22 protein-coding genes are annotated in these 21,557 nt (G+C 63.9%); 17 read left to right on the forward strand and 5 right to left on the reverse strand.

Annotation, left to right across the window (positions count from 1 at the left end; translation table 11 throughout):
• The 9 genes from B4E36_RS16140 to B4E36_RS16180 form a co-directional block, all read left to right on the forward strand.
• Positions 1-534: extracellular solute-binding protein (locus B4E36_RS16140; RefSeq protein ID WP_345900569.1), on the forward strand; the 534-nt coding region annotated here is incomplete at its 5' end.
• 178 nt (positions 535-712) lie between these two features.
• Complete coding sequence (locus B4E36_RS16145) at positions 713-1,939, forward strand: mandelate racemase/muconate lactonizing enzyme family protein (RefSeq protein WP_414673773.1); 1,227 nt, start codon at positions 713-715, stop codon at positions 1,937-1,939.
• Between the two features lie 31 nt (positions 1,940-1,970).
• On the forward strand, positions 1,971-3,569 hold the full coding sequence (locus tag B4E36_RS16150; protein WP_345900570.1) for a GMC family oxidoreductase: 1,599 nt from the start codon (positions 1,971-1,973) through the stop codon (positions 3,567-3,569).
• Positions 3,570-3,576: 7 nt separating this feature from the next.
• The gene (locus B4E36_RS16155; RefSeq protein WP_292053940.1) at positions 3,577-4,041 is read left to right on the forward strand and encodes a hypothetical protein; all 465 of its coding nucleotides are present in this window, start codon (positions 3,577-3,579) and stop codon (positions 4,039-4,041) included.
• 84 nt (positions 4,042-4,125) lie between these two features.
• Positions 4,126-5,067, forward strand: coding sequence for a carbohydrate ABC transporter permease (locus B4E36_RS16160; protein ID WP_292053939.1), 942 nt, complete (start codon positions 4,126-4,128; stop codon positions 5,065-5,067).
• On the forward strand, positions 5,064-5,918 hold the full coding sequence (locus B4E36_RS16165) for a carbohydrate ABC transporter permease (protein WP_345900571.1): 855 nt from the start codon (positions 5,064-5,066) through the stop codon (positions 5,916-5,918). The genes B4E36_RS16160 and B4E36_RS16165 overlap by 4 nt, the downstream gene beginning before the upstream one ends.
• Positions 5,919-5,956: 38 nt before the next feature.
• Positions 5,957-6,664: a GntR family transcriptional regulator gene (locus B4E36_RS16170; RefSeq protein ID WP_292053937.1), complete on the forward strand. Its 708-nt coding sequence runs from the start codon at positions 5,957-5,959 to the stop codon at positions 6,662-6,664.
• 42 nt (positions 6,665-6,706) lie between these two features.
• Positions 6,707-7,771, forward strand: coding sequence for a sn-glycerol-3-phosphate ABC transporter ATP-binding protein UgpC (locus B4E36_RS16175; protein WP_345900572.1), 1,065 nt, complete (start codon positions 6,707-6,709; stop codon positions 7,769-7,771).
• A 26-nt stretch (positions 7,772-7,797) separates the two neighbouring features.
• Positions 7,798-9,234, forward strand: a complete 1,437-nt coding sequence (locus B4E36_RS16180; protein WP_345900573.1) for an aldehyde dehydrogenase family protein — start codon at positions 7,798-7,800, stop codon at positions 9,232-9,234.
• A gap of 103 nt (positions 9,235-9,337) precedes the next feature.
• Here B4E36_RS16180 and secB read toward each other — a convergent pair whose 3' ends face one another.
• Together secB and B4E36_RS16190 are read right to left on the reverse strand one after the other, a co-directional pair.
• Positions 9,338-9,823 carry a protein-export chaperone SecB gene (gene secB, locus B4E36_RS16185; protein WP_292058074.1) on the reverse strand — a complete coding sequence of 162 codons (486 nt, stop codon included), beginning with the start codon at positions 9,821-9,823 and terminating at the stop codon, positions 9,338-9,340.
• A 105-nt stretch (positions 9,824-9,928) separates the two neighbouring features.
• Entirely contained in the window at positions 9,929-10,453 is a 525-nt protein-coding gene (locus tag B4E36_RS16190; protein ID WP_292058075.1) for an FxsA family protein, read from the reverse strand.
• Positions 10,454-10,625: 172 nt separating this feature from the next.
• Between B4E36_RS16190 and B4E36_RS16195 the strand changes: the two genes are divergently transcribed.
• Genes B4E36_RS16195 through B4E36_RS16205 form a run of 3 tightly spaced genes read left to right on the forward strand, consistent with a single transcriptional unit; the run spans position 10,626 to position 12,288 of the window.
• The gene (locus B4E36_RS16195) at positions 10,626-11,327 is read left to right on the forward strand and encodes a Tim44/TimA family putative adaptor protein (protein WP_018065300.1); all 702 of its coding nucleotides are present in this window, start codon (positions 10,626-10,628) and stop codon (positions 11,325-11,327) included.
• A gap of 44 nt (positions 11,328-11,371) precedes the next feature.
• Entirely contained in the window at positions 11,372-11,929 is a 558-nt protein-coding gene (locus B4E36_RS16200; protein ID WP_292058078.1) for a Smr/MutS family protein, read from the forward strand.
• Positions 11,926-12,288, forward strand: a complete 363-nt coding sequence (locus B4E36_RS16205; RefSeq protein WP_018065302.1) for a helix-turn-helix domain-containing protein — start codon at positions 11,926-11,928, stop codon at positions 12,286-12,288. Before B4E36_RS16200 ends, B4E36_RS16205 begins: the two co-directional genes overlap by 4 nt.
• Before the next feature lie 17 nt (positions 12,289-12,305).
• On the opposite strand, the gene B4E36_RS16210 is transcribed toward B4E36_RS16205, so the two are convergent.
• The 3 genes from B4E36_RS16210 to B4E36_RS16220 all read right to left on the reverse strand — a co-directional run bounded on the left by B4E36_RS16210 (position 12,306) and on the right by B4E36_RS16220 (position 16,470).
• Positions 12,306-14,828, reverse strand: coding sequence for an HWE histidine kinase domain-containing protein (locus B4E36_RS16210; RefSeq protein ID WP_292058081.1), 2,523 nt, complete (start codon positions 14,826-14,828; stop codon positions 12,306-12,308).
• Positions 14,825-15,367: a biliverdin-producing heme oxygenase gene (locus tag B4E36_RS16215; RefSeq protein ID WP_292058083.1), complete on the reverse strand. Its 543-nt coding sequence runs from the start codon at positions 15,365-15,367 to the stop codon at positions 14,825-14,827. Before B4E36_RS16215 ends, B4E36_RS16210 begins: the two co-directional genes overlap by 4 nt.
• Positions 15,368-15,483: 116 nt before the next feature.
• Positions 15,484-16,470 (reverse strand): LysR family transcriptional regulator, encoded by a 987-nt coding sequence (locus B4E36_RS16220; RefSeq protein ID WP_292058084.1) that lies wholly within the window; start codon positions 16,468-16,470, stop codon positions 15,484-15,486.
• Between the two features lie 123 nt (positions 16,471-16,593).
• Here B4E36_RS16220 and B4E36_RS16225 point away from each other — a divergent pair, with 123 nt between their 5' ends.
• The 5 genes from B4E36_RS16225 to B4E36_RS16245 form a co-directional block, all read left to right on the forward strand.
• Entirely contained in the window at positions 16,594-17,040 is a 447-nt protein-coding gene (locus B4E36_RS16225) for a tripartite tricarboxylate transporter TctB family protein (protein ID WP_345900574.1), read from the forward strand.
• Positions 17,037-18,614, forward strand: coding sequence for a tripartite tricarboxylate transporter permease (locus B4E36_RS16230; RefSeq protein WP_292058088.1), 1,578 nt, complete (start codon positions 17,037-17,039; stop codon positions 18,612-18,614). The genes B4E36_RS16225 and B4E36_RS16230 overlap by 4 nt, the downstream gene beginning before the upstream one ends.
• The gene (locus B4E36_RS16235; RefSeq protein ID WP_292058089.1) at positions 18,611-19,579 is read left to right on the forward strand and encodes a Bug family tripartite tricarboxylate transporter substrate binding protein; all 969 of its coding nucleotides are present in this window, start codon (positions 18,611-18,613) and stop codon (positions 19,577-19,579) included. The genes B4E36_RS16230 and B4E36_RS16235 overlap by 4 nt, the downstream gene beginning before the upstream one ends.
• 72 nt (positions 19,580-19,651) lie before the next feature.
• Positions 19,652-20,854, forward strand: coding sequence for a CaiB/BaiF CoA transferase family protein (locus tag B4E36_RS16240; RefSeq protein ID WP_292058091.1), 1,203 nt, complete (start codon positions 19,652-19,654; stop codon positions 20,852-20,854).
• A 19-nt stretch (positions 20,855-20,873) separates the two neighbouring features.
• The coding region (locus B4E36_RS16245) for an alpha/beta hydrolase family protein (protein ID WP_414673774.1) at positions 20,874-21,557 on the forward strand (684 nt) is incomplete at its 3' end.

Consider the following 21,557-nt stretch of genomic DNA (forward strand, 5'->3'; position numbering starts at 1 on the left):
GGCTTCTCGGAATCGCTCCAGGCCTTCCGCCAGGGCGCGGTCGCCAACATGATCACCTGGGGCAGCGTCTACAAGTCGACCGCCGTCGACCCGCAGTCGACGACGCTGACCACCGATGAGGTCGGCATTCAGGTGCTTCCGGTCGGCGATGTCCGCGCCGGCACCCATCGCGGCATCTGGATTGCCGGCATCAGCAGCAAGACGGAACATCCCGAAGCGGCTTGGGCCTTCCTCCAGTGGCTGACCTCGAAGGAGGGCGAAAGCGTCAATGCCGCGCTGGTCGGCTCGTTCCCGGCCCGCAAGTCGACGCTTTCCGGAGAGCCGAGCGAACCCTGGCTGGCACCGGTCTATGCCACGCTGCAGAACGCCTATGAAGTTGCCGAAGAGGGCAAGATGTGGCGCATCCGCAGCCCGAAATCGGATGCCGCCCAGCAGGTGCTTGCCGATGAAGTGGCCCGCGCGCTTGCCGGCCAGGCATCCGCGCAGGAGGCGCTCGATACCGCCTCCAAGAAGATCTCCAGGGTGCTGAACTAGGCCGTTCAGCCAAGCAGACGAGACGGATGCGGGCCCTTCCCGCATCCGCCGCCAACCTTCCGGAATTTTACAACAGCTTTTGCCAGCGGAAACGCGGCGCAATCGCGATCGTGTCGATGCTTTCGGCATCGAATGCCTGGGTCGGAGTTATCCGCGCCCATACCGACTGAGGACCATGATGCCAACGAAGGCCATAATCAGTGACGTCAAGACGCTGTCCTGCAGCAATTCCTGGCGCAATTACAATTTCCTGAAGATCACCACCGAGGACGGGATCGTCGGCTGGAGCGAGTTCGACGAGTATTTTGGCTCGCCCGGCGTCGGCGCGGCAATCAACCAGATCGCGCCGCGCATGATCGGCAAGAGCGCGATGCATCACGAGCATATCCGCGAGGATCTGCGCAATGTCACGCGGCCGGGCTCCGGCGGCGTCGTCGGCCAGGCGCTGGGGGCGATCGAAAATGCGCTGCTGGACATCAAGGCCAAGGCGCTGGAGGTGCCCTGCCACATTCTGCTCGGCGGCAAGGTGCGCGACAGGATCCGGGTCTACTGGTCCCATTGCGTTTCCTATCGCACCCGCACGCAGCATTTCTCGCCCGGCATCACCGATATCGAGGGCGTGAAGCAGATCGCCCGCGAAGTCGGCGAGAAGGGGTTTTCGGCGCTCAAGACCAATATTTTCCGCTATGACGCCGAGGATAAGATCGAGCCGTGGTCGCCCGGCTTTGGCCGCCCCTACGAGACCGGGCGCAATGTGGAGCGCAAGACGCTTGCGGGCCTTCGCCGTCACCTTGAGGTCATGCGCGCCGAAGCCGGCCCCGACATCGACATGCTGCTCGATCTCAATTTCAACGCCAAGACGGACGGCTATCTGAAGATCCTGCGCGAAATCGACGACCTCGACCTGTTCTGGGTCGAACTCGATACGCTCGATCCCGTGGCGCTGGCCTATATCCGCTCGCAGAGCCGGCACCCGATCGCCTCCTGCGAGACCCTGATCGGGCTGCAGCAGTTCCTGCCCTTCTTCCGCGCCCAGGCCGTCGATGTCGCGATCATCGATACGCCGTGGAACGGCGTCTGGCAGTCGATGAAGATCGCCGCCGCAGCGGAAGCCTACGAGACCAATGTCGCCTGCCACAATTTCTATGGTCATCTCTGCACGATGATGAATGCGCATTTCTGCGCGGCGGTGCCGAACCTGACGATCATGGAAACCGATATCGACCGGATCGGCTGGGATGCGGAAATCTTCACCCATCTGCCGGAATTCCAGGACGGCTATCTCATCCTTCCCGACAGGCCGGGCTGGGGCACGGAGCCGATCGAGGCGGCGCTTGCCGACCATCCGCCGGTTCCGGGTGCTGGCATGTGGCAGCGTACCGAAGCCTCGAAGCTTTCGGTATAATGGCGGTTGAGGGGAGGCCCGGGCTTCGATCATGAATGAGAAAGTGGATGTCCTGATCATCGGCGCCGGCGCGTCCGGCGCGGCCATGGCCTGGAGCCTGGCCGATACCAGGATGCGTATCCTGTGCCTGGATCAGGGGGACTGGCAGAACACCTCCGACTTCCCCAGCAACGGGCGGGACTGGGAGGCGCGCCTGACGGAGGACTTCGCCCTCAGCCCGAACCGGCGGGGGCTCGCCGCCGACTATCCGGTGAATGACGATGATTCGCCGATCAAGATCTCCAATTTCAATGGCGTCGGCGGCGGCACCATCCTCTATGCCGGACATTATCCCCGGCTCCACCCCTCCGATTTCAGGGTCCGCAGCCTGGATGGCGTCGCCGATGACTGGCCGATCGACTACGAGACGCTGGAGCCTTTCTTCGCCCTCAACGACCGGATGATGGGCGTCGCCAGCCTGGCGGGCGATCCGGCCTATCCCGAGAAAGATCAGGTCATGGGGCCGATCCCCCTTGGCCGCACGGGTCAGGTGCTCGGCAAGGCCATGAACGATCTCGGCTGGCACTGGTGGCCGTCGGATGCGGCGATCGCGACGCGCGAATATGAGGGCCGCGCGCCCTGCATCAATCTCGGTCAATGCGGCTCCGGCTGCGCCCAGGGCGCCAAGGGCACGACCGATCTGACCTACTGGCCGGAGGCGCAGCGCGCGCGCGTCGAGATCCGGCCGCGCTGTCGCGTCAGCCGGATCGAGACCGGTCCGGACGGCATGGCGACGGGCGCCCATTATTTCGACGCGGACGGCAAGGCGCAGTTCCAGCCGGCCGAGATCGTGATCCTTGCCTGCAACGGCATCGGTACGCCGCGCCTGTTGCTGAACTCGGCGTCCGGCCGCTTTCCCGCTGGTCTCGCCAATTCCAGCGGCCTTGTCGGGCGCAACCTGATGCTCCATCCCTATGCCCAGATACGCGGCCATTTCGACCAGCCGATGGATGGCCATCGCGGCTCGCCGATCTGCATCTGGAGCCACGAATTCTATGAGACGGAAGCAGAGCGCGGTTTCGTGCGCGGCTACTGCTATCAGTTTTCGCGCGGCATGGGCCCGGTCCGCACCGCGACGACCGGCATGGCAGACGGGCTGCTGCCCTGGGGCGAGGGTCATCACGATGCCTTCCGCCGGCTGTTCGGCCACAGCGCCGGCATGCTGGCGATCTGCGAGGATCTGCCGGAGGAGCACAATCGCGTCACGCTCGATCCCGATCTCAAGGACGCAAACGGCATTCCCGCGCCGAAGATCAGCTACCGGCTGAGCGAGAATTCGCGCCTCATGCTCGACCATTCGGTGGAACGCGGCGTCGAGATCCTAAAGGCCGCCGGCGCGCGCGACATCACCACCCGCGCGCCGCTGCCCTACGCCGGCTGGCATCTGATGGGGACCGCCCGCATGGGCACGGACCCCGAGCGCTCCGTCGTCAATGAATGGGGCCGCAGCCATGACGTGAAGAACCTGTTCATCGTCGATGGCAGCGTTTTCGTCACCTCCGGCGGCGTCAATCCGACCTCGACGATCCAGGCGGTGGCGCTCTATGTCGCCGACCAGATCAAGACCCGCCTCTACGAGCTTTTCGATTGAACCGGCCATGACACAGACGATGACAGACCAGGCGGAAACCCCGCCCTTCGATGATAACGACGGGACGCTGTTCGCGATCGTCGGACACATGATCCCTGCAAGCGCGCGCCACGGCCTGCCCGGCGCAGATGATCCGGCGATCTATGCCGATATCCTGCGCTCGGTCGGCCGCGACCGGCAGGCGCTGACCGAGGCGCTGGCGGTGGTCGAGGCGCGGGACGGGACGGGTTTTGCCGCGCTTTCGCGCGAGGAACAGGCGGTGATCCTTCAGGAATTTCGCGTCGATGAGCCGGCGCTTGCCGGCGTGATAGAGGCCGTGACCGCGCGTTGCTATTATCGCGACGACCGGGTCATGGCATCGATTGGCATGGAAGTGCGTCCGCCGTTTCCGGAAGGCTATACGGTGGAGGAAGGGGACTTGTCGCTGCTTGATCCCGTGCGGGCGCGCGGGCCAATCTGGCGTTCGCCCTGAACGAAGCGCGCCGCGGCGACAGCGAGAAAGACGCCATCGGATGAGGGGCGGAGAGGACGAGGAAGCATGAGGGAGGAGACCGGGATGACGACAGAGACCGTATCGCGCCGCGATGCCGCAAGCGGCGGAGCCGCGCGCCATGCCCGACGGCATGCGCTGGCCGACCTTCTGAGCCGCTGGTCGTTCCTGATGCCGAGCATGCTGGTGCTGATCGTCATGCTCGCCTATCCGATCTTCTACACGATCGAGATCAGCTTCTCCTCCTTCGATCTTGCGAGTTTCAGCGCCGATCAATGGGTCGGCTGGGAGAATTACCGCGAGGTGATCGGCGACTACCGGTTCTGGGAATCGCTGAAGGTCACGCTGATCTATCTGGTGATCGCCCTGCCGCTGCAGGTCGTGCTCGGCTTCGGCATCGCCTATCTGATCAATGCCGAATGGTGGGGCCGGGGCATATTGCGCGCGCTGTTCATCATTCCCATGGTGGTCGCCCCCGTGGTCGCCGGCGGCATGTGGCGGATGATCCTCGATCCGCTCTGGGGGATTGCCAATTACTGGCTCGGCCTTGTCGGCCTCGGTCCGCTCGACTGGTTCGGCGATGCGCGATTGGCGATGGCCTCGGTCATCATCATCGACACATGGCGCTGGACCCCGTTCATCGTGCTGATCGCCACCGCCGCGCTGCTTGCCCTGCCGAAGGATGTGTTCGAGGCCGCCAAGATCGACGGCGCCGGCTGGTGGTCCACGCTCTGGTCGGTCGCCGTGCCGCTTCTGGTGCCGGTGATCGCGGCCACCTTCGTCATCCGCTGGCTCGGCGCGGTGAAGATGTTCGACATCGTGCTGGCCGCCACCTATGGCGGGCCGGGCAAGGCCACCAACGTCATCAACCTGTTCATCTACGAGGAGGCGTTCCGCTCGCTGCGCTTTGCCGAATCCGCGGCAATGGCCGTCATCGTGCTGATCCTGACCATGGTGCTGACCGGCATTTTCCTGCGCGGCAGCCGCAAACTGGAGGAACTGTTTTGAGCGCCCCCGTCCCATCGTCAGCGCCCGCAAGCGCGTTCGGGCACAGGCTGCGGATCGCCGCCGCCATCATCGTCAGCCTGTTCTTCCTGTTTCCGATCTACTGGATGGTGCTGACCTCGTTCAAGCAGCAGGTGGATATCTTCACCAATCCGCCGACCTTCTTCTTCACGCCGACACTTGCGACCTACAAGGAATATATCGCGCGCGCCGATATTGTGCGACGGCTGATCAACACCGTCATCGTCGCCACCGGCTCCGGGCTGTTGTCGATCGTGGTCGGCACCATGGCAGGCTATGCGCTTGCCCGCATCCGGCTGCGCGGGGCCGGTACGATCGGGCTTCTGATCCTGCTGTCGCGCGGCGTGCCGCCGATCGCGCTGGCAGTGCCGATGTTCCTTGTCGCGCGCAAGTTCGGCCTGACCGACAAGCATATCACCCTGATCCTCGCCTACAGCACCTTCCTGATCCCCTATGTGATGTGGCTGATGCGCAGCTTCTTTCTGTCGCTGCCGAAGGAGCTTGAGGAATCCGCCATGATCGACGGATGCTCGCGCTATGGCGCCTTCTTCAAGATCATCCTGCCGATCTCGCTGCCCGGCCTGCTGTCGACCCTGATCTTCAGCATGATCCTTGCCTGGGAGGAACTGCTGTTCGCGCTCGTGCTCACCAACCGTAACGCCTCGACCATACCGGTGGCGATCGCCGGCATTGCGGGCGACACGGTCAACGGCGCGAACTGGGGCGCGCTCACCGCCGTCGGCACGATCACCGTCGTTCCGGTGGTGATCTTCGCCCTTCTGGTGCAGAAGTGGTTGATCAAGGGCTTGGCGGACGGCGCGACCAAGGGATAATTGCGCCGGAGCCTCAAAACCGGAACTGGACGGAAACCATGGACCACCCCAAGACCTACATGACCAAGGCCGAACATGCCCGGCAGCATATCCAGGAGATGGTGCTTTCCGGAACGGTCGGGCCGGGCGACAGGATCACCACGCGGGAAGTGTCGCTTGCGCTCGGCATCAGCGAGACGCCGATCCGCGAGGCGATCCGCAGCCTCGCCTCCGACGGCTGGCTGGAGGTGCAGAACCATATCGGCGCCGTGGTGCAGGGCCTGCGCGCCGAGCAGATCCGTGAGATCAGCGCCTTGCGCGGCCTGATCTGCGGGCTCGCGGTGGAGCTTGGCGCCCGGAATTTCGATGCCGAGCGGCTGGCGAAGATCGACGAGAACATCGCGATCTCGGCCGCGGCGCTGGAAGCCGAGGACTTCGACCTGTTCGGGGCCAAGAACTACGAGTTCCACCTGCTGCTCTGCGACAACCCGGAATCGCCCTGGTGCCGCAGGCTGCTTGAAAACATGCATGGCCTGATGTCGGCGCAGCGCCACGGCATTCCGCCGCAGCCGGGCCGTCTCGCCGATGCCCTGAAAGAGCATATGGCCATCCGCGACCGGCTGCGCGAGGGCGATTTCGCCGCCGCGGCCGCGCTGGTGAACCAGCACGAAAAGAACACCGGCGATTTCCTGATCGACCTGATCGAGGCTGCGCCGGCCAAGGGTGCGAACCGGCGGGCCGAAGGCCGCCGCGCTTCCGCGCCATAAATCAGCCGTGCCGGAAGGGGCGGCAAAGGGAGGAGTTTTGGAATGGGTACGGTTCAAATCCGCAATGTGCGCAAGTCCTACGGTGCCGTCGAGGTGCTGCACGGCGTCTCGATCGATATCGAGGATGGCGAATTCGTCGCGCTGGTCGGTCCTTCCGGGTGCGGAAAATCGACCCTTCTCAGAATGATCGCCGGCCTTGAAGGCATTACCGGCGGCGACATCGTGATCGGCGACCGCGTGGTCAACCATGTCGCGCCGAAGGATCGCGACATCGCCATGGTGTTCCAGAACTACGCGCTCTATCCGCACAAGAATGTCCGCGACAATATGGGCTTCGCGCTGAAACAGCGGCGGGTGCCGAAAGCGGAGATCGAGCGGCGCGTCGGCGATGCCGCGCGCATTCTCGGGCTCGAGCCGCTGCTTGAGCGCAAGCCGCGGCAATTGTCCGGCGGCCAGCGCCAGCGCGTCGCCATGGGCCGCGCGATCGTGCGCGATCCCAATGTCTTCCTGTTCGACGAGCCGCTCTCCAATCTCGATGCCAAGCTCAGGGTGCAGATGCGCTCCGAGATCAAGGAGCTGCATCAGCGGCTGAAGACCACGACCATCTATGTGACCCATGATCAGATCGAGGCGATGACGCTTGCCGATCGGGTGGTGGTTCTGAACGGCGGCGTGATCGAGCAGGAAGGCCCGCCGCTGGAGCTTTACGACAAGCCGGCCAGCCTGTTCGTCGCGGCCTTCATCGGCTCGCCGCCGATGAACTTCCTGCAGGGCGATATCGTCGCCGGGAACGGGCTCAGGCTTGCCGACGGCCGGATATTGCCGTTGCCAGCCGCCGATCCGAAGGGGCGGCAGCGCGTCACCGTCGGCGTCCGGCCCGAGCATTTCGTGCTTGCCGAAAGCGGCTGGCCGGCGATCGTCACGATTGTCGAACCGACGGGCTCCGAAACCCAGATCACGGCCCGCCTCGCCGATCAGGTGATCCGCATCCTGGTCCGCGGGCGCACGGATGCGGAGCCGGGCGATACCATCCATCTTCAGGTCGATTCGATCCATTTCTTCGACGCCAAACCCGTACCGGAACTGGCGCTGGAAGATCCGGTATGACCGCGCCAAAGGAAGGGAAACAAGCCATGCTTGAACTCAGCAATTTCTATATCGATGGTCGCTGGACGCCATCCGCTTCGACAGCGAGCCATACGCTGATCGACGCCACCACCGAACAGCCCTTCGGCACGGTCGCGCTCGCCGGAAAAGCCGAGGTCGATGCCGCGGTGGCGGCCGCCAAACGCGCCTTGCCGGCGTGGGCGGAAAGCGATCCGGCCGATCGGATTGCGCTCGTCAGGCGCATCCACGACATCTATGCCGGCCGCGTCGAAGAGATGGCGCGCGTCATCTCTCAGGAAATGGGTGCGCCGATCGAGCTTGCCCGCACCCGACAGGCGGCGGCCGGCCTGCGCCACATGACCAGTTTTCTCACCGCCATGGAGCATTTCGATTTCGTAAGGCCACTCGGGCCGCATGCGCCGAATGACCGCATCCTGATGCAGCCGATCGGCGTCGTCGGCCTGATCACCCCGTGGAACTGGCCGATGAGCCAGGTCGCGCTGAAAGTCATACCGGCGCTTCTCGCCGGCTGCACCATGGTGCTGAAGCCATCGGAGCTCGCGCCGCTGTCATCCAACCTGCTGGCCGAGATCATTCACGAGGCCGGCGCGCCCGCCGGCGTCTTCAACCTTGTTCAGGGCGACGGCGCGACCGCGGGCGCGCGGCTTGTCGAACATCCCGATGTCGCCATGATCAGCTTTACCGGGTCGACTCGCGCCGGCGCCAGCATCATGCGCGGCGCGGCCGACAGTTTCAAACGCGTCGCGTTGGAACTGGGCGGCAAGGGCGCCAACCTCATCTTCGCCGATGCGGACGAGGATGCCGTCGCGCGCGGCGTGCGCCAATGCTTCATCAACAGCGGCCAGAACTGCAACGCCCCGACCAGGATGCTGGTCGAGCGTTCGGTCTACGAGACCGCCGTGGACAAGGCGCGCGCGGCGGCCAACGCGATTGCGGTCGGCCCGTCATCGGCCGAGGGCGCGCATATGGGACCGGTCATTTCCAAGGGGCAGTTCGACAAGATCCAGGACCTGATCGAGACCGGCATTCGCGAAGGCGCGCGGCTGGTCGCGGGCGGGACCGGCCTGCCGGCCGGCTTCAACCGGGGCTATTTCGTCCAGCCGACGGTGTTCGCCGATGTCGACAACGAAATGACCATCGCGCGCGAGGAGATTTTCGGCCCCGTCCTCAGCATCATTCCGTTTGCCGATGAGGAAGAGGCGGTGGCGATCGCCAACGACACGCGCTATGGCCTCACCAATTATGTCCAGAGCGGCGATGGCGCGCGGCGCAACCGGCTGGCGCGCAGGCTGCGCTCCGGCATGGTGGAGATGAACGGCCAGCCGCGCGGCGCCGGCTCGCCCTTCGGCGGCGTCGGTCACTCGGGCGGCGCGCGCGAGGGCGGTATCTGGGGGCTGGAGGAATACATGACCGTGAAATCGGTCTCGGGCTGGTCGTCGTAACCACGCCGATGTGACGCTGGCGGCAATGGCGGCTGAGGATCGTACCCAACAAAAAACCCGATCTCGCGATCGGGTTTCTTCAATTCAGGAAATGCTCCGCCGATCAGTTGGCAGGCTGCTGTACCTTGGCGCGGGCCTGTTCCTCTGCCATGCGCTTTTGGAACATCTGCGCGAAGTCGATCGGGTCGACGAGCAGCGGCGGGAAGCCGCCATTGCGCGTGGCGTCGGCGACGATCTGACGGGCGAAGGGGAACAGCAGGCGTGGGCATTCGATGAACAGCATCGGCAGCACATGCTCCTTCGGGAAGCCGGCCACGCGGAATACGCCGCCATAGACCAGTTCGCACAGGAACATCGGCTTGTCGTTCGACTTGGCTTCCGCCTTCAGCGACAGCAGCACGTCGTAATTGTCGTCGCCGAGCGGGTTGGCGTTGACGTTTACGGAAATGTTGATCGCAGGCTGGGCGTCGCGCTTCTGCAGCGAGGCGGGAGCTCCCGGATTTTCAAAGGAAAGATCCTTGATGTACTGGGTGAGAATGCTCAGCGATGGGCTCGACTTCTTTTCCGCCGCCCCGTTTTCCTCGGCCATTGCGCGTCCTTTCGAGTGATTTCGTTGAATGCGAGTTAGCATCTAGTCGGCGGAGGTACAACCCTTTCGCCCCGGCGTTAGGGCCTTGAAGGTCCGCATTGCGGCCTATTTCGGCTTATCATCGTCGTCGGGCTTGCCCTTGCCCGCCCAGGGCGAATTCGGGTCCGGGTCGTGAGAGAAATCGTCTGCATCGAGATCGACCACTTTCGGCCCCTCGCGCGGGCCTTCGCGGCGCGGCGGCTCGCGCGTCGTGTAGCTGAACCCGGCAGAGCGCTGAGAAACCACCACCATATTGCGGCTCATCCGCTTCCACACGAAATCGCGAAGCGGCGGGACAAACAGCAGGAAGCCGCAGAGATCGCTGACGAAACCGGGCAGCAGCAGCAGGATGCCCGCCAGCACGATCATGCCGCCATGCACGAGATCGCGGCCCGGATTGCCGCCGTCGCGGACATCCTGGTTGAGCCTCTGCAAGACGCTGAAGCCCTGGATGCGCAGCAGGATCGCGCCGATCACGGCGGTCAGCATGATCAGGCCGAGCGTCGGAAACAGGCCGATCGCGCGACCGACGATGATGAAGCCCGCGATTTCAACGAACGGGTAGAGAATGATGGCAATAAGAAGCGGCAAGTCGTTTTCCTGTCTGGCTTGTCTTTTCCAGCTTGTTTTTTCTGGCTTTCTTTCCGTTTTCGCGGCCCATGGGAAATGCGCTTGATAATCCGATGTGTTACATTTGAATCATGGCCCTGTGAAGTCTATATGGGGATAGGAAAACAACAAGGAAAGCGGCGGGTACAACGAAATGGGCACAAGCGATCTGATCACCCTCTTCTTCCTGATTGCGGCTGTGGTGATTTTCTTCCAGCTCCGCAACGTTCTCGGTCGGCGCACCGGCAATGAAAAGCCGCGTTACGAGCAGACGCCGGTGCGTTCGCGCACCGATGCGCTGGAGCCGGGGCGCGGCGAGGGCAAGGTGATCACGCTGCCGGGCGTCGAGAAGGAACAGGAAGCCGCCCGCAAGGCCGCGATCGACAAGATCGCGCCGGCGGGAAGCGACGTCAATTCCGGCCTCCAGGCGATTGCCGCGGCCGATCCGCAATTCGATCCCGACGCCTTCCTCAAGGGCGCGCGCTCGGCCTATGAAATGATCGTGATGGCCTTTGCCGAAGGCGATCGCCGCAGCCTCAAGAACCTCCTTTCGAAGGAGGTCTATGACGGCTTCAACGCCGCCATCAGCGAGCGCGAGGCCAAGGGCGAGACCGTCAGGGCGAATTTCGTCGGCATCGAAAAGGCTGAGATTACCGAGGCCGAGGTCGAAAAGACCGAAGCCCGGATCACGCTCCGTATCGTCAGCCAGATGATCTCGGCCACCTATGGCAAGGATGGCGAGGTCGTCGACGGCGACCCCGAGGAAATCGCGGAAATCCGGGATCTCTGGACCTTCGCCCGCGACACCAAGGCGCGCGATCCGAACTGGAAGCTGATCGCCACGGCCTCCGAATAGGCGATTGATCCGGCGGCATCTGCCGCCTGACGGGAGTTCGACTGATGAGCCGGCGCAAGCTCTCGTCCGAGGAACGCGAATTGTGGAACAAGGTGGCCCGCACGGCGCGGCCGCTTCCCGGCCGCAAGGCGGAAAGGCCCGAGACGGCCGCCGAGAGTTTCGCCGAGATGATGGCCCCGAAGACGCCCGCGCCCATGAAGGCCGAGCCGCCGCGCGCCGGCGTCTCGCCGCTCGCGCTCCGGCAGCCAAAGGAACCGCGCCACCATCCGCTGGAGCGGCCGGTGAAAAGAAAGCTCGCCAGCGGGCGCATCGGCATCGATGCCCGCATCGATCTTCACGGCCTGTTTCAGGACGAGGCCCATGCGCTGCTTCTTTCCTTTCTGCGCCGCGCCCATGAACGCGGCCATCGCCATATCCTGGTGATCACCGGCAAGGGGGCCTCGCTTGGAAGCGACGGCGTGCTGAAGCGCACCGTGCCGCTGTGGTTCTCTCTGCCGGATTTCCGCCCCCTGATTTCCTCCTATGAGACCGCCGCCCGACACCATGGCGGCGAAGGCGCGCTCTATGTCCGCCTTGCGCGCCGGAAGGGAGGAGCGGCATGACCCCCTTCGGCGATGCCGTGCGCGCATTGCGGGCGAAACGCGGCGTCACGCAAAAGCAGATGGCCGAGGCAATCGGCGTCTCGCCTGCCTATCTGTCGGCGCTCGAACACGGTCGGCGCGGCAAGCCGAGCTTCGATTTCCTGCAGCGGGTGGCCGGCTATTTCCACATCATCTGGGACGATGCCGAGGCGTTTTTCGAAATCGCCGACCAGTCCGATCCGCGCGTCGTGATCGACACGATCGGCCTGCCCTCCACCCACACCGCCTTCGCCAACCATCTGTCGCGCAGTATCGGCCGGCTGGATGAGGATGCGGTGGCGGAACTGGAAGCCGTTCTTCAAAAGCGCCTGAAACGCTGAGGCATTCCCGGTCTCGATTAACCGAACAGCCCCCTGATCATGTCCTTGTCATAGGGCTTGGACAGGATGCGGATATCCTCGAGGTCTTCGGGAAGCGTCAGGCTGTCGCCATAGCCGGAAGCGAACACGAAGGACACGCCATCCCGCTTCAGCCGCCGCGCCACCTCGAAGCTGGTCTCGTTGCCGAGATTGATGTCGAGAAGGCCGAAGTCGAAGGGGCTGTCACGCCGGTCGAGCATGCCGATCGCGGCTTCCACCGTCGGCGCGATAACGGTCTCCAGACTGCCGAGCCTTTCGAAGATCATCTCGGCATCCAGGGCAATCATCAGATTGTCCTCGACCACCAGCACCGATTTCGGCGGCGTGAAGGCGCGCGGCGCGGAGACCTGTTTAACAGCTGCGGGCGCCGGTTCCGGCTCCTCGGCGACCACATGTTCGGCCGGCAGCCAGAACGCGGCCGTCACGCCTTCCAGACGATAGGAAATATCGGCCCGGCCGGATAGCTCGAACGGTATGGTGCGCTCTATGATGGTTGAACCGAAGCCCCGGCGTTTTGGCGCTTTCACCGGCGGACCACCGGTCTCGCGCCAGTCGATCTGGAGGCTTTCGTCCGGGCCGAGGCTCCAGTCGATCCTGACCGTGCCGCGCGCCGATGACAGCGCGCCGTATTTGGCGGAGTTGGTCATCATCTCGTGGATCACCAGCGCCATCGAGGTATAGGCTTTCGACGTCAGAAGCACGTTGGGGCCGGTGGTTTCCAGCCGCGTCTTCCTGTCGAGGAGGTAGCTCTCCGCCTCCGCCTCGATCAGTTCCGTGAGCGCGGCCGGTGCCCAGTGGTGGCGCGTGATCTGGTCGTGGGCGCGGGCCAGCGTCTGCACCCGGCCATCGAGCTTGGCGACCAGTTCGGTGGTGGAGATCGCACCAACGCTGGTCTGCGATATCAGGCCGCGCACCAGGCCCAGAATGTTGCGGACCCGGTGGTTGAGCTCGGCGATCAGCAGCTCCTGCTTCTCATTGGCAAGCTTGCGTTCGCGCCCGGCCTCTTCCGTCAGCCGCAGCACGACTTCCAGCAGCATGATCCGCAATTGCGAGGCGGCGCGGATATCGGCTGCGGACCAGGGCGCGCTCTGGCCGCGCACCGTCGTTTGCCAGGTCTCGAAACTCTTGCGCGGCGTCAGCCTGGCGCCGTTCGGGCCATAGCTCACCGGCTTTTCCGGATTGCCGGCCCAGTTGACCTGCTGCACCAGTTCGGCCCGGAAGAACAGCAGATAGTCGCGCGGCGAGCGCGAGATCGGGATCGACAGCACGCCGGCCGCCTTTGCGACAAGGCGCTCCGCGTCCGGCATGAATGTGCCGATCTCGTGATTGGCGTAGACGGCGTTGCCGGGCAGCGCGTTCAGATGGTCGCAGAGCGCCAGGATATCCGTCGCCGCCGGCGCGTCGCCGCCAACCACGACCTTGTTCTCCTGCACCACGGCATAGCCATCCGCCTTGAGAATGTCGGCGAAGGATTCGGCGGAAGAATGCAGCAGTTCCGGCGTGGTGGCGTCCTTCGAAAGCGTGCGGGAAATATGCGTCGTCAGCCGGTGCACCACCTCGTCATTGGCGCGCTCGTCGGCTGAAAGCCGCGTCTGCAGGATCAGAGACAGCATGTGGCCGAACAGCAGCGCGGCGTTTCGAAGGCGCATCGAGGGAACATGCGTCTTGCCGTGGTGGCAGGCAATCAGCCCCCACAGCGCGCCGTTGACGATCACCGAGATCGACATCGAGGCGCCGACATTCATGTTGCGCAGATATTCGAGATGGATGGTCGACACGCTTCTGAGCCGGCTTCCCGAAAGGTCCAGCACCTCGCCGTCAAGGGCAAGGATCGGTGATCCTTCGTCCGCAACGGAACCGATCAGCCGGATCGGGTTTTCGACATAGAGCGCGCGCGCCTGTTTTGGAATGTCGGTGGCCGGATAGCGCAGGTTCAGGAACGGTTCGAGATCGTGCTTCCTGGCCTCCGCCACCACTTCGCCGGTATCGTCCGCGCCGAACTTGTAGAGCATCACCCTGTCGAAGCCGGTGATCAGCTTCACGAAGCGGACGGTGTGGCTGTAGACCGCGGCAAAGGACGGAAGCTCGGCCATGCGGTCGATGGCGTTGCGCACATTGGCCATGTCGGTGGCCGCACCCTCCACCGCCGTGGCGGGCTCGAACTCGATGATGATGGTGTCGTTGAACCTGTGCACCGAAGCATCGAACCGGTTCGCGGACCCGGCGATGCCGAGGTCGTAGATCACCTCGACGCCGCGGTTCGGATTGAGGAATTGCAGCCCGTTGCGAATGGTATGGATCGTATCCGCCGGAAGCAGTGCCTCCGCCTGCCGGCCAAGCAGCGACGCTGCCGCAACGTCGAGAAAATTGCCGATGTTTTCGGAGACATGCGAGATCGTCCAGTCGGGCGCGACGGCGACCAGAAAGCCGAATGCCTGCACGCGACCGAGAAGATGGATCGGCTCGCGATCGCAATTGGTCAGATCGACCCGGTCGTTCATTGCGCCTGTGCTCCTTCAAGATGGCAAACGGCCTCCAGATAGGCATCGAAAAGCGCCCTGGCTGACGTCACGGCCGTTGCGACGGCGCTTTGGTTGGCAGGCTGGGCGGCGAGCCAGGCCCGGAAAGATGTCCAGTGATCCTCGCCCTCGCCATAGCGCAGGAAGGCGACGGGATAGGGCGCGCCGGCCTTCGCCAACTGGCCGAGCAGATAACGCGCGCCAAGCCGCGAGCCTTCCAGCACATAGGCCAGACCCGCGACCGAGCTGCTGTTGCCCGCAACGCAAGCGCCTGCCGGCATTGAAAGCGCGAGCGCCTCAAGATCGCGCGCGAGCGCCGCCGTGCGCAGCCTGTCGCCGGGAAGCGTCGCATAGAGCGGCTGGGCGGAAAGCCAGCGCTCGACTTGCGGCAGCACGCGGGCATGCATCAGCAGGAAACGCTGATAGCCTTCGGGCGAGGCGAATGGCGTGCGGCTGACCGCGCGATCGAGGCGCTGATGCAGGTCGCTGGTATTGTTTCGCAGTTCGGCAAGCAGTTCCATTCGCCACTTTAGAAGAAATCAATATACGGGAAACGTGACCTTGTAGACGAATAATGCGGGCCGCGCCAGACGTTTGCGATTATGGGGAGACAGGCAGGGTCGGGCTTTAAACCAGATTAAAGCGGGTCGCTATTGGCGAGTTGGCATGGCCGGCCATACTCGCCCGTCAGCGCCTCGGCGGCCTGGCGCAGGGCCTGGCGGAAGTTCCTGACGGAGGCCATTGTCTCGTACTCGGCCAGCGTGACAAACCCCACCTGGATCTCGGGCAGCGCGAAACCGGGAATATTGAGCGCAACGACCTCGCCGACGGCGAGCCGGCTTTCGAGCATGAAGCGGGGCGTGAGCGTCAACACCTGCATTTCATGGGTCAGCGTGAGCAGCGAACCAGGGCCGGCGTTGAGTTCCAGCATCGGCTGGGGAAGAATCACGCCATGGTTGCGCAGTTCCGTTTCGAGCGCGATGCGGTTATTGCTTTCCGCCGGCGGCAGCAACCAGGGCCAGTCGGCCAGTTCGGCAATGTCGATATCGGAACGTCCCGCAAGAGGATGGTTCTTCGAACAGGCCAGCACGAGGTCGGTGTGCGTCAGCGGATCGTGGCGCAGCGACGGCATCACGGTTTTGGGAATATGGTTCCAGTCGATCCGCCCGACATAACAGTCGATCCGGCCGTCCCAGAGCTCGCGCAGTATATCGCCGACCACGCCGGCCGAGACGCGGTAGCGGACCGCATTGTTTCCGGCGTCGAGAATTCTGAGGGTCGCGGGCAGCAGGTTGAAGATCAGCGCCGGATTGGTGCCGATCCTGAGGATCGGCGACGGGCTGATCTTCAACTCGGCCGCAAGTTGGTCAAGCGAGGAGAGCCCCGAACGGGCCCGCTCCAGCGCGACATGACCGGCGGGCGTCAGCCCGACGCCGCGCACCGAGCGCGCCACCAGCTCGACGCCGAAGGCATATTCCAGATCCTTCACCATTTGCGAAACGGCGGGCTGGGTCCGGTTGAGGACCTGCCCGACGGCGCGCAGGGAGCGATGCTCGTCGATCAGTTCAAGGACGCGCAGGTGTCTGAGACGGAGTCCGTCGATACGGTTCGAAGCCTTAGCCATAAACACAACTTATCATATTGAAGGAAGTTTCGACTATTTCTTTTCGCTGGATCGGCGATAGTGCAACCGAGGAGAGTGACGGCAGGCGTTTGTCGCCGACGCGTCACCGATCGGGAGGAAAAATTGAGACGCGCCAATATCGTTTCCGGCGTTGTTCTGGCTCTTCTGGGCCTGCTTGCGCTTGTTTTCATCATTCCGAAAGGGATCGGCGAGGGGCCTGAGGGCATGATGTCGCCCCGCCTCGTGCCGAACATGATGATGATCGTCGTGGTCGCGCTGTCGGCCTTTCTGGCGTTTTCCAATCTGCGCGCCAAACCCACGCCGGAGGATGCCGAGCCGACGATCACGCGCGGCGAAATGCTGGCGCTGGTCAGGATCGGCGCGGTGTTCCTGATCTCGATCGCGCTCTACCTGCTTCTCGCCCCGCTTGCCGGCGGCATATTCCTGGTGGCGGCAAGCCTGCTGCTTCTGGGCGAGCGGCGGCCGCTGGTGATCATCGGCATGACCGCCGGGCTGCTGATGGCGGTCTGGCTGCTGTTTTACAAGCTGCTTGGGACGGGCATTCTATGAGCCATATTCTTCTCGGTTTTCAGGATGTCCTGCACCCGGCCACGCTTATATGGGTCGCGCTCGGCGTGTTCATCGGCTACGTCGTCGGCGCGCTGCCGGGGCTCGGCAAGGGCACCGGCGTGGCGGTCGCCATTCCGCTGACCTTCTATCTCACGCCGCCGGCGGCCATCGGCATGCTGATCGGCATCGCCAAGGGCAGCGGCGCGGGCAGCGCGGTCTCCGCCATCCTGCTCAACACGCCGGGCGAGCCGTCCTCGGCGCCGACCGCGCTTGACGGCTATCCGCTGGCGCGCCAGGGCAAGGCGCAGAAGGCGCTGAAAATGGGGCTGTTCGCCTCGGTGATCGGCGATTTCCTCTCGACCATCATCCTGATCCTGCTGGCCGCGCCGCTGGCGCGCTATGCGCTTCTGATCGGTCCGGTGGAACTCTGCGCGATCCTGCTGTTCTCGCTCACCTTCATCGGCGGGCTTTCCGGCACCTCGATGACCAAGGGGCTGATTGCCGGCGCGCTCGGCATTTTCTTCGCAACGATCGGGTTCGAGACCGAGACCTTCGTGCCGCGCATGAGCTTCGGTCTGCTGGAGCTCGATGACGGCATCAAGCTGGTGCCGATGGCGATCGGCATGCTGGCGGTTGCCGAAATGGTGGTGCAGGCGGGCAATCTCAAGGCGCTCGATTCCGCGACCGGCCAGATCCGCGACAGCGACAGGCGCGAGGACCGCGTGATCCTGTGGTCGGAATGGCGCCGCTGCTTTCCCGCGATCGCACGCGGCACGCTGATCGGCTCGGTCGTCGGCATCCTGCCGGGTCTTGGCGCCAGCGTCGGCTCTTTCATGTCTTATGGCGCAACCCGCAAGGCCTCCAAGACGCCGGAGAAATTCGGCACGGGCATGATCGAGGGCGTGGCGGCCGCCGAAAGCGCGGACAACGCCGTCGTGCCCGCAAGCCTGATCCCGCTGTTCGCGCTCGGCATACCCGGCAGCGTCATCGCCGCGATCCTGATCGCCGCCTTCATCCTGCACGGGCTGACGCCCGGCCCACTGATGTTCAAACAACAGCCGCGCCTCGTCGCCGATGTCTATGCCGCGATGCTGTGCGCCAGTGTGATCATGCTGGCGATCGGCTATCTCGGCCAGCGCGTGTTCGCCCAGATCATCAAGGCGCCGATGCGGCTGATCATTCCGGGCGTGCTGCTTCTGTGCAGCGTCGGCGCCTATATGGAAACCGGCAGCATCTTCTCCATCTATGTGATGCTCGCCTTCGCGGTTGTCGGTTTCTTCGCACGCAAGCTCGATTTTTCCTTCGTCACCTTTCTGATCGGCTTCGTCATCGGCCCCAATCTGGAGCTGAGCTTCCGCCAGTCGCTGCAATTGCTCGATCACAACGCGCTCAATCTGCTGCATCACCCGATCGCGCTCGTCTTTCTGGTGCTGACCGTGGTGGTTGCCTGGTGGATCGGCCATGGCAGCAGGCTGGCGGCATCGGTCGGCAGGCATGACGCGCATGATTTCACGGGTGCTGAAGATCATGACGACACGGAGTTTCTCGCAATCAAAAGGGAGGATGAGCGATGAAAACGATGACCAAACGAGGGCTTTTCGGCCTTCTCAGCGGTGCGGCCCTGAGCCTTGCCAGTCTCTCGGGCGTGGTCTTTGCCGAAGACGCCTATCCCGATCGGCCGATCACCATGATGGTCGGCTACGGCGCCGGCGGCCAGACCGACCTGGTTGCTCGCGCGGCCGCGCAGGTGATGTCCGACCAACTCGGCCAGCCGGTCAATATCGTCAACAAACCGGGCGCCGGCGGCGCTGTCGCCGCGCGTGAGCTGACAAAGGCCAAGCCCGACGGCTACACCATGCTGTTCCAGTCGAACTCGGTGGTCAATACCTCGCCCTTCATCATGGACGGCATCGATTTCACCGCGGACGATTTCGAATATGCCGGCATGATTACCGCCTTCCAGGTCGGCATGGCCGCCCGCAAGGACAGCCCGTACGACAACCTCACCGAATATCTGGCATGGGCCAAGGAAAATCCCGGCTCCAGCTTTGGCGCGTTGAGCCCCGAAGCGCGGCTCTACATTCAGGCGCTGAGCAAGCAGAATGATATCGACGTTAATATCGTTCCGCTGCAGAGCGGCAGCGAAATGATCAATGCGCTGCTCGGCAACCAGGTGGCGGCGGCGTTTTCCGGCGGCATTCACTATCGTTACCCGGAGGAGCTGAAGACGATTTCGGCCCTGACGACCTTCCGCCATCCATCCGCGCCGGACGTTCCGACCATCGAGGAGGAAGGCTATCCGATGGCGATGGATTCGCGCACCACGCTGTTCCTGCCCAAAGGAACGCCCCGCGCAATTCTCGACCGCCTCGCCGAAGCGCTCGCGGTTGCCGAGACCGACGAAAACTTCAAGAAGATCACCGCTGCGGCCGATATCCCGATCAAGTTCCTGGGTGTCGATGAGTCCTATAACGAAATACGGTCTTCCTACGACAAGAACAGGCAGATCATCGAAGAGGCCAAGAAGGCGGCGCAGTAACAGCCGCCCGCCAAAAGAAATCGCGTCGCGCAGAAACGTGCGGCGCTCCTCTCCCAAGACCGGAAAGCCGCTATGTTTCAGCCACTCAAGGGCGTCAGGGTGATCGATTTGAGCCAGGTTCTGGCCGGCCCCTATGCCACCTATCAATTGGCCCTGATGGGCGCGGAAGTCATCAAGATCGAAAAGCCCGGCGAGGGCGACTGGACCCGCATCGGCGGGCTGCTGCCGAAGCTGACCGAACGGCGCATGGCCTCAAGCTACCTGACCCAGAACGCCGACAAAAAATCCGTTACGCTCGATCTTAAGAATCCGAAGGGGCTCGAGATCGCGAAGAGGCTGATCGCGAGCGCCGATGTCTTCGTGGAAAATTTCAAGCCGGGCGTTGCCGAGCGGCTGGGCCTCGGCTTCGAGGTCGTGAAGGCGATCAAGCCGGATATCGTCTATTGCTCGATCTCCGCCTATGGCCAGAACGGGCCGTGGAGCGGACGACCCGCCTATGATCACGTCATCCAGGGCATGTGCGGCATCATGCTGACCACCGGCAAGCCCGGCGACGGCCCGACCAAGGTCGGCGCGCCCTATATCGATTTCGCAACCGGCATGAATGCCGCGCAGGCGATCATGGCGGGACTGCTGGAGGTTCGCCGCACCGGCAAGGCCGTCGAGGTCGACGTCGCCATGCTCGATACCGCGCTGATGCTGATGGCCTCGCTGATGACCCAGCATATGACCGCCGGATGGATGCCGACCCAGAGCGGCAACGAGGCCTGGAGCGCCAGCCCCTCCTCGGGCGCGTTCGAGACGAAGGACGGCGTGCTGATGCTGGCCGCCAACAACGTTCCGCAGTTCATCAGGCTCTGCAAGGCGATCGGCCGCGACGACATTCTCGCCGATGCGCGCTGGAACACGCCCACTGCCGTCAAGGCAAACGCGGCTTCCCTGCGTGAGGAGCTGAACGCCACCTTCCTGACGCGCACGGCGGATGAATGGGAGGCCGTGCTGGCCAAGGTCGATGTTCCCGCCGCCAGGGTGCGCAGTCTCGACGAAACCCTTTCGGAGGCGCATATTGCCGCGCGCGGCCTGCTTTCCGAATTCAGGATCGAAGGCCATGACGGGCCGATCCACGTACCCTCGATGAGTTTCCGCGCCAATGGCGAGGCGGTGACCGCGCATGCGCCGCCGCCCGAACTCGGCGCCGACACTGCAGGCGTGCTGCAGGGGATCGGCATTTCGGAGGGCGAGATCGACGCATTGCGCAGCGCCGGGGTGATCTGAGGGAGAGTGAGGAAAGACAATGGATGCAAAGGATTGGCCGGGAGAAGCCAGCGCCGTCAGCACCGTCCGTTTCGAGATCGAGGACCGGGATGCGCGCCTGCCGCTCGTCTGCCGATATCCCGCTGAAGGGCAGGCGAAGGGCATCGTCGTTTTCTGCCACGGCCTCGGGGGCCATGGCGGAGATCATGTCGAACTTTCCACGTTTCTGGCGAGCCATGGCTATCTCGTCATCCATCCGACGTTTCCCGATGGCACGGCCGCGCTTGCGGCTGCGGCGCGCGAACTCGGCTTTGCGCCCGACGGGCCGGAAGTTTCGAAGTGGATCATCTTTCCGCCGCTGAGAGACCGGATGTTCCAGATCCTGCACACGCCGCATTACTGGATGGAGCGGATCCGGATCGTCGCCGCCGTCATGGACAATCTGGCGGCGATCCAGGCGAAAACCATCGGCGCGTCGTCCACGCCCCTGCCCGCCGCGATCGCCGGCCATTCCTTCGGCGCCTATACGTCTCAATTGCTCACCGGCGCGGAAATCGACATGCCGGGCGAAGGCCCGCGCAGCTTCCGGGATCGGCGATTTGCGGCCGCCGTGCTGTTGAGCGGCCAGGGCCGCGGCCAGCAGGGCCTGCGCGAGGGCTCCTGGGAGGCGATGGACGGGGCCGTCCTGACGGTGACCGGCACCCTCGACGGAGGCGCCAAGGGG

Origin of the sequence: Martelella sp. UBA3392 (assembly GCF_002358775.1) — a bacterium.
Classification (GTDB): Bacteria; Pseudomonadota; Alphaproteobacteria; order Rhizobiales; family Rhizobiaceae; genus Martelella; species Martelella mediterranea.

Bases quoted from the DNA above. Each gene is read 5' to 3' on its own strand.
- B4E36_RS16145 (WP_414673773.1), top strand. From the start codon at position 713: ATGCCAACGAAGGCCATAATCAGTGACGTCAAGACGCTGTCCTGCAGC.
- B4E36_RS16150 (WP_345900570.1), top strand. From the start codon at position 1,971: ATGAATGAGAAAGTGGATGTCCTGATCATCGGCGCCGGCGCGTCCGGC.
- B4E36_RS16155 (WP_292053940.1), top strand. From the start codon at position 3,577: ATGACACAGACGATGACAGACCAGGCGGAAACCCCGCCCTTCGATGAT.
- B4E36_RS16160 (WP_292053939.1), top strand. From the start codon at position 4,126: ATGACGACAGAGACCGTATCGCGCCGCGATGCCGCAAGCGGCGGAGCC.
- B4E36_RS16170 (WP_292053937.1), top strand. From the start codon at position 5,957: ATGGACCACCCCAAGACCTACATGACCAAGGCCGAACATGCCCGGCAG.
- B4E36_RS16175 (WP_345900572.1), top strand. From the start codon at position 6,707: ATGGGTACGGTTCAAATCCGCAATGTGCGCAAGTCCTACGGTGCCGTC.
- B4E36_RS16180 (WP_345900573.1), top strand. From the start codon at position 7,798: ATGCTTGAACTCAGCAATTTCTATATCGATGGTCGCTGGACGCCATCC.
- secB (WP_292058074.1), bottom strand. From the start codon at position 9,823: ATGGCCGAGGAAAACGGGGCGGCGGAAAAGAAGTCGAGCCCATCGCTG.
- B4E36_RS16195 (WP_018065300.1), top strand. From the start codon at position 10,626: ATGGGCACAAGCGATCTGATCACCCTCTTCTTCCTGATTGCGGCTGTG.
- B4E36_RS16200 (WP_292058078.1), top strand. From the start codon at position 11,372: ATGAGCCGGCGCAAGCTCTCGTCCGAGGAACGCGAATTGTGGAACAAG.
- B4E36_RS16205 (WP_018065302.1), top strand. From the start codon at position 11,926: ATGACCCCCTTCGGCGATGCCGTGCGCGCATTGCGGGCGAAACGCGGC.
- B4E36_RS16210 (WP_292058081.1), bottom strand. From the start codon at position 14,828: ATGAACGACCGGGTCGATCTGACCAATTGCGATCGCGAGCCGATCCAT.
- B4E36_RS16215 (WP_292058083.1), bottom strand. From the start codon at position 15,367: ATGGAACTGCTTGCCGAACTGCGAAACAATACCAGCGACCTGCATCAG.
- B4E36_RS16220 (WP_292058084.1), bottom strand. From the start codon at position 16,470: ATGGCTAAGGCTTCGAACCGTATCGACGGACTCCGTCTCAGACACCTG.
- B4E36_RS16230 (WP_292058088.1), top strand. From the start codon at position 17,037: ATGAGCCATATTCTTCTCGGTTTTCAGGATGTCCTGCACCCGGCCACG.
- B4E36_RS16235 (WP_292058089.1), top strand. From the start codon at position 18,611: ATGAAAACGATGACCAAACGAGGGCTTTTCGGCCTTCTCAGCGGTGCG.
- B4E36_RS16240 (WP_292058091.1), top strand. From the start codon at position 19,652: ATGTTTCAGCCACTCAAGGGCGTCAGGGTGATCGATTTGAGCCAGGTT.